This is a genomic window from Coprococcus sp. TM115-187, from assembly GCF_027679115.1.
GTDB lineage: Bacteria > Bacillota > Clostridia > Lachnospirales > Lachnospiraceae > Allocoprococcus > Allocoprococcus comes.
Window position 1 is genome coordinate 39216 of record NZ_JAQEKS010000012.1, and the last position, 14642, is coordinate 53857.

Sequence of the window (14642 nt, forward strand, 5' to 3'; positions counted from 1 at the left end):
ATGTTTGTCCGTCTCACAACCGACTTTGTTATTATACAATTATAATCACTGAAATGTCAACTGTTTTTTTACTTTTTTTGACACTTTTTTTAACAGATTTTTACCCTTCCTAAGCAAAAGCCCCCGGAATTTACTTCCGGGGACTTTTGGTTTATATTTTTACATAGAGGATATGTCTTATACAATTCCCTGAGCCTGCATTGCGTCTACAACTTTTTCAAATCCGGCAATGTTAGCACCTACTACATAGTTTCCTTCTGCTCCGTAACGTTTTGCTGCGTCTGCTGCGTTGTGGCAGATATTTACCATGATGTTCTGAAGTTTTGCATCAACTTCTTCGAATGTCCAGCTGAGACGTTCGCTGTTCTGTGACATCTCAAGTGCTGATGTGGCAACACCACCTGCATTAGAAGCTTTACCAGGTGCAAATAATACACCGTTCTCCTGCAGATACTGTGTAGCTTCCAGTGTGGTAGGCATGTTAGCTCCTTCTGCTACTGCGAAGCATCCGTTTGCAACAAGCTGTTTTGCATCTTCCAGATGAAGTTCGTTCTGTGTTGCACAAGGAAGAGCGATATCAACTTTTACTGACCATACACCACGTCCTTCATGATATTCTGAATTTGGACGGTAGTTCTTGTATTCTGTAAGTCTTGCTCTCTTCACTTCTTTGATTTCTTTCAGTGCTGCAACATCGATTCCTTCCGGATCATAAACCCATCCAGTAGAATCGCTGCATGTTACAACTTTGGCACCCATCTGCTGTGCTTTTTCGATTGCGTAGATTGCAACGTTACCTGCTCCAGAAACAGCAACTGTCTTGCCAGCGATGTCTTTTCCTGCAAGTTTGAGCATCTCGCGTGTAAAATACAGAAGTCCGTATCCTGTAGCTTCTGTACGTGCAAGGGATCCACCGTAGCTGAGTCCTTTACCTGTAAGAACACCTTCTGATAATCCACGGATTCTCTTGTACTGACCGTACATATATCCGATCTCTCTTGCACCTGTTCCGATATCTCCGGCCGGTACATCTGTGTCTGCTCCGATATATTTGCAAAGCTCTGTCATAAAGCTCTGGCAGAATGCCATAACTTCACGATCTGATTTTCCTTTCGGATCGAAATCTGATCCACCTTTACCTCCACCGATCGGAAGACCTGTCAGAGAGTTTTTGAAGATCTGTTCGAATCCAAGGAATTTGATAATTCCGATATTTACTGAAGGATGAAGACGCAATCCTCCTTTATATGGTCCAATTGCACTGTTAAACTGTACACGGTATCCTGTATTAACCTGAACCTGACCTTTATCATCTACCCACGGTACGCGGAATTTGATCTGTCTTTCCGGCTCAACAAGTCTTTCAAGAAGAGCGTCTCTTCTGTATTCTTCTTCATGAGCTTCTACAACTGCACGAAGAGATTCCAGAACCTCTTTTACTGCCTGATGAAATTCTGGTTCATCTGGGTTTTTCTTTACTACAAGTTCAATTACTTCATCAACATAAGACATACTACTCAATACCTCCTGAATGTTCTTTTACAAAAATGTGACTTTGCACACTTCTTTGCTAAAAAAAGAGGGACAAACAAATGTCTGTCCCTCCGGAACACCTTTGTTCTTTAACAGAGTAAAGCATTCAGGCGCCTGTGTCAAGATTTTTTTTGCATATTTTTCAATTTTTATGAATTTCCACTACATTTTTGTTTCAAATACAGCTGATTTTCATTTTTTTTCTTGATACTTCTTCTCTTTTTTGCAAGTTTGTGTCGACAATCTTGCATTTTCGTCTCATTCGAAGCATTTTATTCCAGATTTCCCGTCTTATTTGAAATATTTCACACCGGATTCAAAGATCTTCATATCCTGCTCACCATAAATATTGATTGCCACGGAATCTGCACGACGTTCTGAATGTGCCATCTTACCAAGCACACGGCCATCCGGACTTGTGATACCTTCAATTGCGCGATAAGAGCCATTGACGTTCCATTCTTCGTCCATAGATACATTTCCGTCAAGGTCACAGTACTGTGTTGCAACCTGTCCGTTTGCAAAGAGCTTGTCGAGCCATTCTTCACTTGCAACAAAACGTCCCTCTCCGTGGGATGCCGGATTGGTGTAAACTCCGCCAAGCTCTGCCCCCTGCAGCCATGGTGACTTGTTGGTAACAACTTTCGTGTAAACCATCTTGGAAATATGGCGTCCGATGGTATTGTAGGTCAGTGTCGGAGAATCCGGTGTCTGTCCCACAACTTCTCCGTAAGGAACCAGACCAAGTTTAACCAGTGTCTGGAATCCGTTACAAATACCAAGTACAAGACCATCTCTTTCGTTCAGAAGTTTTTCTACTGCTTCTTTGAGTTTTGCATTCTGGAATGCAGTTGCAAAAAATTTTGCTGAACCATCTGGTTCGTCACCAGCTGAGAATCCACCCGGGAACATGATGATCTGGGATTTTGCAATTTCTTTTTCAAATGTATTCACAGAATCTACGATATCTGCTGCATCCATGTTACGGAATACTTTTGTGATGACCTTTGCACCTGCTCTTTCAAATGCTTTTGCACTGTCATATTCGCAGTTTGTTCCCGGGAATACCGGGATAAATACGGTCGGCTGTGCAATCTTGTGTCCGCAGATCACAATGTCTTTTGTGTCATACAGTGGAGATTCTACCTTTTCATCAGAAGCTTCGTCAGATACCGTACGGAATACCTGTTCCAGAGTTCCTGTCCATGCATCTTCTGCTTCTTTCAGTGTGATTTCTGTATCTCCAAATGCGAATTTCGCATCATCTGTCACTTCACCGATCACAGTGTAAGAAATGGAGAGTTCTCCTACCTTGTCTGCCGGAACTTCTGCTACGATGTCACCGAATGCAGGTGCAAAAAGTTCTCTTGCATCCATGCTGTGTTCGATCTTCACACCCATTCCGTTACCGAATGCCATCTTACTGACAGCTGCGATCACTCCATGGCGGTCAAGTGCGTAAGCCGATACAATCTTTCCGTTGTGGATATCATCAGCGAACTTACCGTACTGATCCATTACCTGTTCATATACCGGAAGCTCATATTCATCTTTTTCAATCTTCATCCATACAAGTTTATTACCTGCTTTTTTCAGTTCCGGAGTAATGATATCTCCTTCTTTGGCAATGTCAACTGCAAAGGATACCAGTGTCGGCGGTACATCGATATGTTCAAATGTTCCGGACATGCTGTCCTTTCCTCCGATTGACGGAAGTCCGTAAGCAATCTGTGCCTTATATGCACCAAGCAGTGCTGCAAATGGCTGACTCCATCTTTCCGGATCCTCTGTCATTCTGCGGAAATATTCCTGGAATGTAAAACGGATCTTGCTGTAATCTCCACCACAAGCCACGATCTTAGCCATAGACTCTGTGACAGCATAGACAGCTCCGTGATACGGACTCCAGCTTGACAGATACGGATCAAATCCATAACTCATCATCGTAACGGTATCGCATTTACCATGCATAACCGGAAGCTTTGCAACCATACTCTGCGTCTCTGTCATCTGGTATTTTCCACCGTGAGGCATGAAAACCGAGCCTGCTCCGATGGATCCGTCGAACATCTCAACCAGACCTTTCTGCGAGCATACATTCAGATCTTTCAGAGTATCCAGCCATTTTTCTTTTACATCGCCAACCTCAACCTGTTTCTTAAGGATGGTATCTTCTCTTGAAGGAATATCAACTTTAACCGTTGTCTCCTGGTGTGCACCGTTGGTGTTCAGGAAGGCACGGGAAATATTTACAATCTCTTTTCCTCTCCATGAAAGAACAAGTCTCGGATCTTCGGTAACAACTGCAACCTTTACCGCCTCCAGATTCTCTTCTTTTGCATAGCCAAGGAATTCATCTACATCCTTCGGATCTACCACAACAGCCATACGCTCCTGGGATTCAGAAATTGCAATCTCTGTTCCGTCAAGACCTGCATATTTTTTCGATACTTTGTCCAGATTGATCTGAAGACCATCTGCAAGTTCTCCGATTGCAACAGATACTCCGCCTGCTCCGAAGTCATTACACTTCTTGATCAGCTTGCTGACTTCTTCTCTGCGGAACATTCTCTGGATTTTACGTTCGGTCGGCGCATTACCCTTCTGAACCTCAGCTCCACATGTCTCGATAGATTCTTCGGTATGAACTTTGGAAGAACCGGTTGCTCCACCACAGCCATCACGTCCGGTACGTCCGCCAAGAAGAATGATGATATCTCCCGGATCCGAATTTTCACGGATAACTGCACGTCTCGGAGCAGCACCCATAACCGCACCGATCTCCATTCTCTTTGCCACATAATCCGGATGATAGATCTCTTTTACCAGTCCGGTTGCAAGTCCGATCTGATTACCATATGAGCTGTATCCATGTGCTGCACTACGCACCAGTTTCTTCTGCGGCAGTTTTCCTTTCATCGTCTCTTTTACAGATACGGTCGGATCTGCTGCACCTGTTACACGCATTGCCTGGTATACATAAGTACGTCCTGACAGCGGGTCACGGATTGCTCCACCAAGGCAGGTAGCTGCACCACCAAATGGTTCGATCTCGGTCGGATGGTTGTGCGTCTCGTTCTTGAAGTTGACAAGCCACTCTTCTTCCACACCATCTACTTCAACCGGGACAACGATACTGCAGGCATTGATCTCATCGGATTCTTCCTGATCCTGAAGTTTGCCTTCTTTTTTCAGCTTCCGCATTGCCATCAACGCAAGATCCATCAGGCATACAAATTTGTCTTCGCGTCCTTTAAAGATCTCACTGTGTGTCTGAAGGTATTCTTTATAAGTATCTTCCATCGGCTTTCTGTAATCGCCATCACCGAAGGATACTTCTGTAAGTTCTGTTGAGAATGTAGTATGACGGCAGTGGTCAGACCAGTAAGTATCCAGAACACGGATCTCTGTCATAGATGGATCTCTGTGTTCCTCCCCTTTGAAATAATTCTGGATGTGCTGGAAATCCTTGAATGTCATAGCAAGTCCAAGAGAACTGTATAACTCTTTCAGTTCCGCTTCCGGCATATCTTTGAATCCGTCAAAAATCTTTACATCTGCAGGTTCCTCGAATTTCGTAACCAGTGTCTCCGGTTTTTCAAGCCCTGTCTCTCTGGAATCCACCGGATTGATGCAGTGTGCCTTGATAGCTTCCATCTCTTCTTCGCTGATCTCACCTTCGATCACATAAGTGGTCGCTGTCTTGATAACCGGCAGCTCATCCTCTTTGATAAACTGTACGCACTGAACAGCAGAATCTGCTCTCTGGTCAAACTGTCCAGGAAGAAATTCTACAGAAAAAATGTGGTCACTTTCTTCGCGCGGGAAGTCCTCTCTGTAAAGCACATCTACCGGTGGTTCTGCAAACACACCGTTGCATGCTCTTTCAAATGTTGCATCAGAAAGATTTTCCACATCATAGCGGATCAGTACACGTACATTCTTCACCGTCTTAATTCCAAGATAACTCTTCACCTCATGGCGAAGTTCTTTAGCCTGTACTGCAAATTCTGGTTTTTTCTCCACATATACACGTTTTACGCCCATAATTTCCTCCATTAGCTTTGGTAGTAATATTGAAACCGCATGCCTTGATCCGGCATAACGGCAGTTTCCTCGATTTTTATTTTACCACATCACCTTTTATAAGTACAATAAATATAACTAAATCTTTTTATAAGTATATCTTATTTATTACAATTAACGTGAACCGCATCTCTTATTTATCTTTTTCTGAACAATACTGCAGACAAAAGATACGATTAAAAACACAGCAAAAATACTTCCGATCCTCATCACCATATCATAGAAAAAGCCCTCCGGTAGCATCCGGATCATATAGTCTTCTGCCGGATCAAGGATCCATAAGTTATTGTTAAAGAAAATATGATGAAAGATCACGAAATATTTGTTAAAGTCTCTTGAGAACAGAAATCCTGCCACCGCGGTAAGTGCCAGAAATACCGCCAGCACCCGCTGATACATCTGCGGGATCAGTCTCTTCCAGTCTGCTTTCATAAGCACAAGTGCCGCCATTGAAAAAAGCAGTACAAGGATCGCTCCCCGCCGGATTGCAAGTCCGCCAAGAAAAAGCCCCTGCACATCTGCCATATGAAGCCGGTCCTTCTCATTGAAAAAATCCTGTATATTTCCTTCCACTTCCGTCTCAATACTCAGTTTCTTCTCGTTGCCCCGCAAATAAGACATCATGAATTTTGTCACCTTCATAATATCCGGCATCTCCATATAAAGTTCATCCGCTACCTTATATTTTTCATATTCTTTTTCATAAAAATTCCAGTCTCCGTATGCACCGATCTCAAAACTGCTGATCAGCAGGATCACGATCAGTGAAATACTCGGCAAAATCGCCAGGATTTTATGCAGCCATTTCTTTTTTGCCATCCTTTTTCTCCTTCTCTTTTTTGTCTATAGTTTAGCAACCCTGTCTTCATTTGTCAAAAATGGTTTTCTCTTGAAATTTTATTTTTTATCACTTATAATACTAATAGGTTTTATAAGGAGGACTAATAATGGATATCAACTATGAATTATATAAAGTATTTTATTATGTTGCAGACACGCTCAGCTTTTCTGAGGCTTCCAAGCAGCTCTTTATTTCACAGTCCGCTGTCAGCCAGTCCATTAAAGCACTGGAAAAGAAACTGGATCAGGTTCTTTTCATCCGAAGCACAAAAAAAGTTCAGCTCACCCCGGAAGGTGAGATCCTTCTGCGTCATATCGAACCGGCGATCAATCTGATCAAGCGCGGGGAATCCCAGATCATGGAAACAGCCTCTACCGGCGGTCAGATCCGCATCGGTGCCAGCGACACCATCTGCCGGTATTTTCTGGTCCCTTATCTGGAACGTTTCCACAAAGCTTTCCCTAACGCACATATAAAAGTGACCAATGCCACTTCGATCAAGTGTACGGAACTTCTTGAGAACGGTCAGGTAGATCTCATTGTCGCTAACTATCCGAACGTTTACCTTGGCAGTCTTGCCTCCTTCCGAAAGATCCGTGATTTTCACGATGTCTTTATCGCAAACCAGTCCTTTGCGGAACTGCAGGGGAAAAAGCTTTCCCTCAAAGAACTGCAGCGTTATCCGATCATCATGCTGGACAGAAAAAGTACAACCAGTGAATTTCTGCATTCTCTCTTCCAGCAGCATCAGTTGGATCTGGTTCCTGAAATCGAGCTGAGCAGCAACGATCTTCTGATCGATCTCGCACGGATCGGACTTGGCATCGCTTTTATTCCGGACTACTGTGTACCAAAGAATTCCGACCAACTCTTTGTCGTCCAGACCGAAGAACAACTTCCAAAGCGTCAGCTGGTTGCCGCATGGAACGGACATGTTCCGGTTTCCCGCGCGACACAGGCATTTCTGGATTACTTTAATGCATAAAAAGTTTCTTAATTATCCGTCTGTTTTTCCCAGAACAGACGGATTTTTTCTTCCACAATGTCTAACCGGCATCTTTCACAGTCCGCCCATTCTTTCGGGAAAATCTCTTTCCCCTTCTCCCTCTGAAAACGCTCATCCAGAAGAAGTATCACTCCGCGGTCATCCTCTGTGCGGATCACCCTTCCTGCCGCCTGCAAAACCTTGTTCATCCCCGGATACCGGTAAGCATAGTCAAACCCGTAAAGTCCCTTCTGGTCAAAATAGCTTTTCAGGATTTCCCGCTCATTGCACACCTGCGGCAGCCCTGTTCCGATGATCAGTGTCCCGATCAGCTTCTCATTTGTCAGATCGATTCCTTCTGAGAAAATCCCGCCAAGAACTCCAAAACCGATCAGACTTTTCTCTCTTCCCATTTCAAATGCACGCAGGAAATTTTCCCGTTCTTCTTCATCCATGTGCTTCTGCTGAATAACCAGTTCCATCTCTTCTTCATCTGATGCAAGAAGCTGTGTAAATTCCTGATACACATCTTCCATAAACCGGTAAGACGGGAAAAAGATCAGATAATTCCCCATTTTTGCTTTCACTACCCGGAAAATGTATGTCGCATATCGTTGATACATTTCCCTGGAACGCATGGCGTAACGGGTACTCACATCCACACCATTCATAAGCAGTCTCTTCTTTGTATCAAACGAAGAATCAATGTAGACCGCATAGTTGTCTTTTTCCGTACTCAGAAGTCTTTTGTAATACTGGATTGGCAGAAGTGTTGCCGAAAAGAATACAGCACTGTTCCCCTTATCCAGACATTTCTGCAGATTTGCCGCCGGGTTAACACAAAACAACTTCAGAACAAATCTTCCATTCTCCTGATACTCCGTATAGACGACATAGTTCTCATCCAACCCATCATATATATTCAGGAAAGACCTCACTTGAAAATAAAAATCCAATACGGTTTCCCGGACTTCTTTATCCACACATTCCTCCAGATACCGGTCTGTCTCAGATAGTACATTCATAAGCTGGATTCCAAAATGCGAAATATTGTCCAGCACTTTATAGTTTTCACACTCTTTTTTCATTGCCAGAAGAATCTTATTGCATGCCTCCAGTCTTTTTGCAAACCGCGGTGCTTCTCCCTTTACCAGTTTCTTCACCGCAAGAAAGTCCTCCTTGCATAACTCTGCACTGTACATCTGCCGTCCACGTTCTACCAGATTGTGTGCCTCATCGATCAGAAACAAATATCCTCCAGCGCCACCTTCTGCAAAGAAACGTCTGAGCCGGGCATCCGGGTCAAACACATAATTATAATCGCAGATCACACCATCCACCCAGGTCGACACATCCAGTGCCATTTCAAATGGACAGACCTTATGCTTTCTTGCCTGCGCTTCCAACACTTCCCGGCTCATCACATCTTCCCGCATCAAAAGCTCATAGACCGCGTCATTTACCCGGTCAAAATGCCCTTTGGCATATGGGCAGTCATCCGGATTGCAGCTTGTCTCCTCACAGAAACAGATTTTTTCTTTTGCCGTTAAAGTGATCACCTTGAACTTCAGATTCTGTTCCCGTAAGGTTTCAAATGCCTGCTCCGCCACCGTCCGGGTGATTGTCTTTGCCGTCAGATAAAAAATCTTCTCACCCAGTTCTTCTCCAACCGCTTTCACTGCCGGAAATACCGTTGAAATCGTCTTCCCCACTCCGGTTGGTGCCTGGATGAACAACTTTTTCTTCCGAAGAATCGTCCGGTAAACAGATACCGCAAGATCTCTCTGCCCTTTACGATATGGAAACGGAAATTCAATCCCTTTAACAGATGCATTTCTTGCCTTTCTCCATTCAATCTGGAACTTTGCCCATTTTTCATACTGTCGGATCACTTCATCGAACCAGACTTTCAGTTCATTACTCCGATAAGAATACTGAAACCTTTTCACCTCTTCCGTCTCCATCTGGCAATAGGTCATCTGTACCCCGATCTCATCCACCCCTTCCTGTTCTGCTACCATGCTGGCATAACATTTTGCCTGTGCCAGATGAATGCCTGCCGGCTCCTGCACCCGGTCAAGTTCCCGCAGAACACCCTTGATCTCATCTACCATGACCTGCTCTTTTGTATGAATCAGTCCGTCGGCACGTCCTTCTATTTTCAAAGTAAACCCATCACAGACGATCTCTGTCTTAAGAGGTACCTCCGCCTGATAATCCGATCCCATCTGTCTCTGGATCTTCCGGTGAATCCGGCTTCCCATCTGCATATTCTCCGGATCTTGTCCGCCTCCTGTTCGATTGTCAATATTCCCTTCTCTTAAAATAAACTCCACAAGGTTTCGCACCGAAATCCGGATCATCGGGAGATTCTCGTCCATGTTCTTTCTGCCTCCGCTTTTTGCTACCTGTTATCATACCATAAACACATGTTCCTTGCCAATTGTATCCGTCCTGTCATGATATGGCTTTTCACATTTTCCGTGCCTCTATAACTAAAAAGCCCCGGCGATCATCACCTCGCCGGAGCTTTCTTCTTAATTGAACTTGTCAATGATGTTTTTAAGATACTGGTTGTCTGCCTCATAGAACTTCTCCTGTTCTACAATTTCGGCAAGTTTCGGATCGATCGGCATCTTTCCGAGTACTTCTACCCCAAGTTTTTCTGCAATCTCGTCAATGTGGCTTTCCCCAAATACAGATATTTTCTTTCCACAGTCCGGACATTCCAGATAACTGTAGTTTTCCACCAGTCCGAGAACCGGTATGTTCATCTTCTTTGCCATATTGTAAGCTTTCTCTACGATCATCTGTACCAGATCCTGTGGCGAAGTCACAATCACAACGCCGTCTACCGGAAGTGACTGGAATACCGTAAGAGGAACATCCCCTGTTCCCGGCGGCATATCAACAAATAAGAAATCCAGATCTCCCCACATTACATCAGTCCAGAACTGGGTTACTACTCCTGCGATCACCGGTCCTCTCCAGATGACAGGATCTGATTCGTGTTCCAGAAGCAGATTGACCGACATGATCTTCGTGCCGTCTTTTGCAACGCACGGGAACATTCCCGCCTCGCTTCCGACTGCACTTCCATGCACTCCATACATCTTCGGGATAGATGGTCCTGTGATATCCGCATCCAGAATACCAACTGAATATCCCTGCTGTACCATCATACGTGCAAGAGATGCTGTCACCATTGATTTGCCGACTCCACCTTTACCGCTGACTACTCCAATTACTTTTTTTACCTGTGAATACGGATTTGCCGGTGCTTTCAGATCTTTCTTCGCACTGCTGCATGAACCCGCATGCGCACAGGAAGAACACGATTCCGGCGAACATCCGCTGTTCTGCTCTTCTGCCATAACGCCATCCTCCTAATTTTCAGGATTTATAAATCCTATTCTTCTACTGCTGCTATCACTTCAATTTCGCAAAGAAGGTTCTTTGGAAGTGTCTTAACAGCAACACAGCTTCTGGCTGGTTTTGATGTGAAATATTTCGCATAAACTTCGTTAAATGCGGCAAAATCTCCCATATCAGCAAGGAAACAGGTTGTCTTTAATACTTTGTCAAAAGAAGTTCCTGCTTCTTCAAGGATTGCTCCGATGTTCTTACATACCTGGTCAGCCTGTCCTTCGATGGTATCAGCTTCTACAGTATCTGTAGCCGGATTGATCGCAATCTGTCCTGCTGAATAAAGGATTCCCCCATGTACATATCCCTGGGAATACGGTCCAAGTGCTTTTGGTGCTTTTTCTGTTGATACTAATTTCATGTTGCAAATCTCCTTTTCAAATATATTCTTTCTATATCATATCACATCTGCCTCAAAATTCCAAATTTATTTTCGCATACAATGTTATGACAGCTCTGCTTTTTCTCTCGTCACATTCTGAATCCATTTATAGCTTCGGTAGCGCATGACTGTGATCGGTACTTTGATCACCTCATCACTCATCAGAAGGATATAAACAACCTGCACCGGCGCATGAAAGACAAAGGCAGCGATCATACCCAGCAGAATAGAGCATCCCCACATGGTAGACACATCCAGGATCAGACCAAACCTGGTATCTCCTCCTGCCCGGAATACACCCACCACAAGTGTCGTATTGATCGCCTGGCAGAGTGTAAAGTAAGACATAACAAAAAACATAAAATAAAGATACCCCTGCGCTTCCTGTGAGAGTGTCATCACATGATTTGCAATCGGAGCAGCTATCAGAATGATGCCGCCTCCTACCGCACCAGTAATAATACTCAGCCACAAAAATCTTTTTCCATACTCTTTTGCCAGATGAAACTCTTTTGCACCGATGGTCTTACCAAGATAAATGGCAGTCGCATTGGATACACCAAAGGCAACCACCGTTGCCAGCTGTCTTGCAACCTGCGCCACGGAATTTGCTGCCACCGCAGCACTTCCCAGATGACCGATCACTGCTGTATTCGCTGTAGAACCAAGTCCCCACATCATTTCATTCAAGATCACCGGACTCGCATAAATCAGAAAGTCTTTTAGAAGCACCTTGTCGATCTTACGCATATAGACCGGGTGAAATCTAACGTCATGGTTTTTTACTTTTGCATACCAGATTACAATGATAAGTTCTACGATCCTTGCTGTCAGAGTTCCGATTGCCGCACCCATAATTCCCATCTTCGGTAAACCAAATAAGCCAAAAATAAGAAGCGCATTTACCAGGACATTACAAACTAGTGACGCGCTGTAAACAACCGTTGCGATCACAACCTGCTCGATACTCCGCATAATGTAAAGATAGACCTGCGTTGCCGCCATCAGAACATAGGAAAGCGCCACGATCCGCAAATATTTCACACCTTCTGCGATCACGGCCGGGTCACTGGTATAGATATGAAGCAGCACTTCCGGAATGATTTCCGCAACAATGGTAAAAAGAGCTGCACAGCTGACACCGATGGTCATTCCCATTCCAAGGATTTTTTCAATCGTCTGTGTATCTTTCTTTCCCCAGTACTGTGCAGTCAAAACCGTTGCACCTGATGTTGTACCAAAAAGGATCAGTGTCATGACAAACTGTATCTGCCCTGCAAGGGATGCACCTGAAAGAACTTTTTCGCTGACTCTTCCAAGCATCAGCACGTCTGCCGCCGTCACACCCACATTGATCAGATTCTGAAGTGCCATTGGGATTACAAGTGCGAACACTTGTCTGTAAAATTTTCTCTTATTTATTTCCATCTTATTTTCCTGCTGCTTTCCGAAAAATCTGGTATACATCTTCGGCAGTAAGTTCTTTGATTTTTGAAAGTTTTACGGTATCATTTAATGTCGCAGCCATAGAAAGTTCCCGCAGATCTTCCTCTGATACTTCTCCGATCTCCAGTTCCTTTAAATTTGTCGGCATATGAATCTCACGGAAATATTCTACAGTCCGGCGAATTCCCTCTTTTGCGGCTTTCGCCACATCTTCTTCCTCTACGCCCCATACTTTTTTTGCGTAATGCGCAAATCTTTCTTCATCGTTTTTATAGACATATTCTGCCCAGGATCCCCAGACAGCTGAAAGGGTTGCACCATGCGCCTTATCATATTTTGCACCAAGTGCATGTCCGAGCTTATGTACAGAAAAATCTTTTGCTCTTCCGAGACCTGTCAGACCATTATGGGAAAGGCTTCCTGCCCACATGATTTCACTCATGGCATCGTAATCTGTCGAATTCTCCAGACCTTTCTTTCCATTTTCAATCACAACCCGCAGAACTCCCTCTGCAATTTCATCTGTTATCTGATTTCTCGTATTTGGAATAAAATATCGCTCTAGTGTATGCATCATGATATCCACGATTCCGCACGCAATCTGATATTTTGGAAGCGTATAGGTAAGAACCGGATTCATAATCGCAAACTTCGGGCGGTTCAGGCTAGTGCTGATTCCTCCCTTTTTCCTTGTTTCTTCGTTTGTCAGAACTGCGGAATCGCTTGTTTCACTTCCTGCTGCCGCAATCGTAAGTACGCATCCTACCGGTGTCGATCTGGTAAGTATGATTTCACCTCCCCAGATTTCCTCCAGAGACCAGTCCGGGTTTGCCACACCATGGGCGATCGCCTTTGCTGTATCAATAGAACTTCCACCGCCTACTGCAAGAAGAAAATCCGCACCGAACTCAATTGCTTTCTCAACGCCTTCCTGTGCATATGCCATCCGGGGATTTGGCTTTACTCCGCCAAATTCCTCATAAGCAAGTCCTTCTTTTTCCAGTGCTTCTTCTACCTGCGCAAGAAGTCCGCTTTTCTTTACACTTCCATCGCCATATACGATAAACACACGGCTTCCGCCCCATTTCTTAACTTCTTTCCCAACTTCTGCCTGTGTGTTTTCTCCAAACAGGATTTCTGTCGGGGTATACTGTATAAACTTTTGCATTTTACCTCTCTCCTTAAAAAAATCCGAACCGTTCAATAAAGATTGCGGTTCGGACTAAATCTTTCAGTCTTATCTTATAACCATACTTTTCCGGTATGTTCGCCATTGATTACATAGTATACTGCATAATCTTCCGGTTTTACATAAAGCTCAATACTCTTGATCTCGGAAATTTTATGTTTCTGTTTTGTCCAGTCTTTTTTTACTGAAGCAATCATATCTTTTGTGTTTACTTCTTTTTCACCATACTGAAGAACAACTTCTGTTTTGATTTCTTTCTTTGCCGCAGATTTTTTTGCTGTTGTTTTTGGTGCTGCTTTCTTTACTTCTTTTGTAACTTTCTCTGCAGTTTTCTTCACTTCTTTTGCAGCTTTTTCAGCTGTTTCTTCTACTGTTTTTTTCACTTCTCCTGCAGCTTTTTTTACCTCCTGCGCTTTCTTTTCAACAGTAGCCTTTACTTCTTTCGGCTGTGCTTCTTTTTTAGCAGTTTCTTTTACTTCTTCTACTTTTTCGCTGACTTTATCTTCTGCTGCTTTAACTGCTGTTTTTACTTCTTCTTTAGTTTCTGCCGCTGCCTTTACCTCTGCTGCCTTTGTTTCTTTTATCTGTTTTTTCAGTGCCATATTGGTTTGCCCTCCTTAACCGCTAAGCCTTACTATTTTAAATCCGCAAAACTGACAATACGCTGTGTTATCATTTGCTCTTTGACATTATAGCATACTAAATGAAAAAAGTCACATTTTTTCATTTAATTTTACTTGCCTCCGTGTTATAC

General features: G+C 43.8%; 10 protein-coding genes. 1 reads left to right on the forward strand and 9 read right to left on the reverse strand.

Annotated elements, in window-relative coordinates; all coding sequences use genetic code 11:
* Positions 1 to 177: 177 nt before the first annotated feature.
* From gdhA to PGW42_RS09610, 3 genes are all read right to left on the reverse strand, one after another.
* Positions 178 to 1512 carry an NADP-specific glutamate dehydrogenase gene (gene gdhA, locus PGW42_RS09600; RefSeq protein WP_008374749.1) on the reverse strand — a complete coding sequence of 445 codons (1335 nt, stop codon included), beginning with the start codon at positions 1510 to 1512 and terminating at the stop codon, positions 178 to 180.
* Positions 1513 to 1824: 312 nt separating this feature from the next.
* Positions 1825 to 5583 carry a phosphoribosylformylglycinamidine synthase gene (locus tag PGW42_RS09605; protein ID WP_270203356.1) on the reverse strand — a complete coding sequence of 1253 codons (3759 nt, stop codon included), beginning with the start codon at positions 5581 to 5583 and terminating at the stop codon, positions 1825 to 1827.
* Positions 5584 to 5733: 150 nt separating this feature from the next.
* The gene (locus PGW42_RS09610) at positions 5734 to 6438 is read right to left on the reverse strand and encodes a TIGR01906 family membrane protein (protein ID WP_117556299.1); all 705 of its coding nucleotides are present in this window, start codon (positions 6436 to 6438) and stop codon (positions 5734 to 5736) included.
* 128 nt (positions 6439 to 6566) lie between these two features.
* Here PGW42_RS09610 and PGW42_RS09615 point away from each other — a divergent pair, with 128 nt between their 5' ends.
* Positions 6567 to 7445, forward strand: a complete 879-nt coding sequence (locus PGW42_RS09615) for a LysR family transcriptional regulator (protein ID WP_008374739.1) — start codon at positions 6567 to 6569, stop codon at positions 7443 to 7445.
* An 8-nt stretch (positions 7446 to 7453) separates the two neighbouring features.
* Here the strand turns inward: PGW42_RS09615 and PGW42_RS09620 are convergent, their stop codons facing one another.
* The 6 genes from PGW42_RS09620 to PGW42_RS09645 all read right to left on the reverse strand — a co-directional run bounded on the left by PGW42_RS09620 (position 7454) and on the right by PGW42_RS09645 (position 14490).
* Positions 7454 to 9826, reverse strand: a complete 2373-nt coding sequence (locus PGW42_RS09620; RefSeq protein ID WP_270203342.1) for an ATP-dependent DNA helicase — start codon at positions 9824 to 9826, stop codon at positions 7454 to 7456.
* A 156-nt stretch (positions 9827 to 9982) separates the two neighbouring features.
* Entirely contained in the window at positions 9983 to 10819 is an 837-nt protein-coding gene (locus tag PGW42_RS09625; protein ID WP_117823958.1) for an Mrp/NBP35 family ATP-binding protein, read from the reverse strand.
* A 35-nt stretch (positions 10820 to 10854) separates the two neighbouring features.
* Complete coding sequence (locus tag PGW42_RS09630; RefSeq protein ID WP_117556305.1) at positions 10855 to 11232, reverse strand: RidA family protein; 378 nt, start codon at positions 11230 to 11232, stop codon at positions 10855 to 10857.
* 84 nt (positions 11233 to 11316) lie between these two features.
* Positions 11317 to 12681, reverse strand: coding sequence for an MATE family efflux transporter (locus tag PGW42_RS09635; RefSeq protein WP_243006437.1), 1365 nt, complete (start codon positions 12679 to 12681; stop codon positions 11317 to 11319).
* A gap of 1 nt (position 12682) precedes the next feature.
* Entirely contained in the window at positions 12683 to 13867 is a 1185-nt protein-coding gene (locus PGW42_RS09640) for an iron-containing alcohol dehydrogenase (protein ID WP_270203343.1), read from the reverse strand.
* Positions 13868 to 13941: 74 nt separating this feature from the next.
* Positions 13942 to 14490 (reverse strand): DUF6465 family protein, encoded by a 549-nt coding sequence (locus PGW42_RS09645; protein ID WP_070097332.1) that lies wholly within the window; start codon positions 14488 to 14490, stop codon positions 13942 to 13944.
* Between the last annotated feature and the right edge of the window lie 152 nt (positions 14491 to 14642).

What these genes read in the sequence shown, in the direction of transcription:
- gdhA (WP_008374749.1), bottom strand. Translation starts at nt 1,512, where the DNA reads ATGTCTTATGTTGATGAAGTAATTGAACTTGTAGTAAAGAAAAACCCA.
- PGW42_RS09610 (WP_117556299.1), bottom strand. Translation starts at nt 6,438, where the DNA reads ATGGCAAAAAAGAAATGGCTGCATAAAATCCTGGCGATTTTGCCGAGT.
- PGW42_RS09615 (WP_008374739.1), top strand. Translation starts at nt 6,567, where the DNA reads ATGGATATCAACTATGAATTATATAAAGTATTTTATTATGTTGCAGAC.
- PGW42_RS09620 (WP_270203342.1), bottom strand. Translation starts at nt 9,826, where the DNA reads ATGGACGAGAATCTCCCGATGATCCGGATTTCGGTGCGAAACCTTGTG.
- PGW42_RS09625 (WP_117823958.1), bottom strand. Translation starts at nt 10,819, where the DNA reads ATGGCAGAAGAGCAGAACAGCGGATGTTCGCCGGAATCGTGTTCTTCC.
- PGW42_RS09630 (WP_117556305.1), bottom strand. Translation starts at nt 11,232, where the DNA reads ATGAAATTAGTATCAACAGAAAAAGCACCAAAAGCACTTGGACCGTAT.
- PGW42_RS09635 (WP_243006437.1), bottom strand. Translation starts at nt 12,681, where the DNA reads ATGGAAATAAATAAGAGAAAATTTTACAGACAAGTGTTCGCACTTGTA.
- PGW42_RS09640 (WP_270203343.1), bottom strand. Translation starts at nt 13,867, where the DNA reads ATGCAAAAGTTTATACAGTATACCCCGACAGAAATCCTGTTTGGAGAA.
- PGW42_RS09645 (WP_070097332.1), bottom strand. Translation starts at nt 14,490, where the DNA reads ATGGCACTGAAAAAACAGATAAAAGAAACAAAGGCAGCAGAGGTAAAG.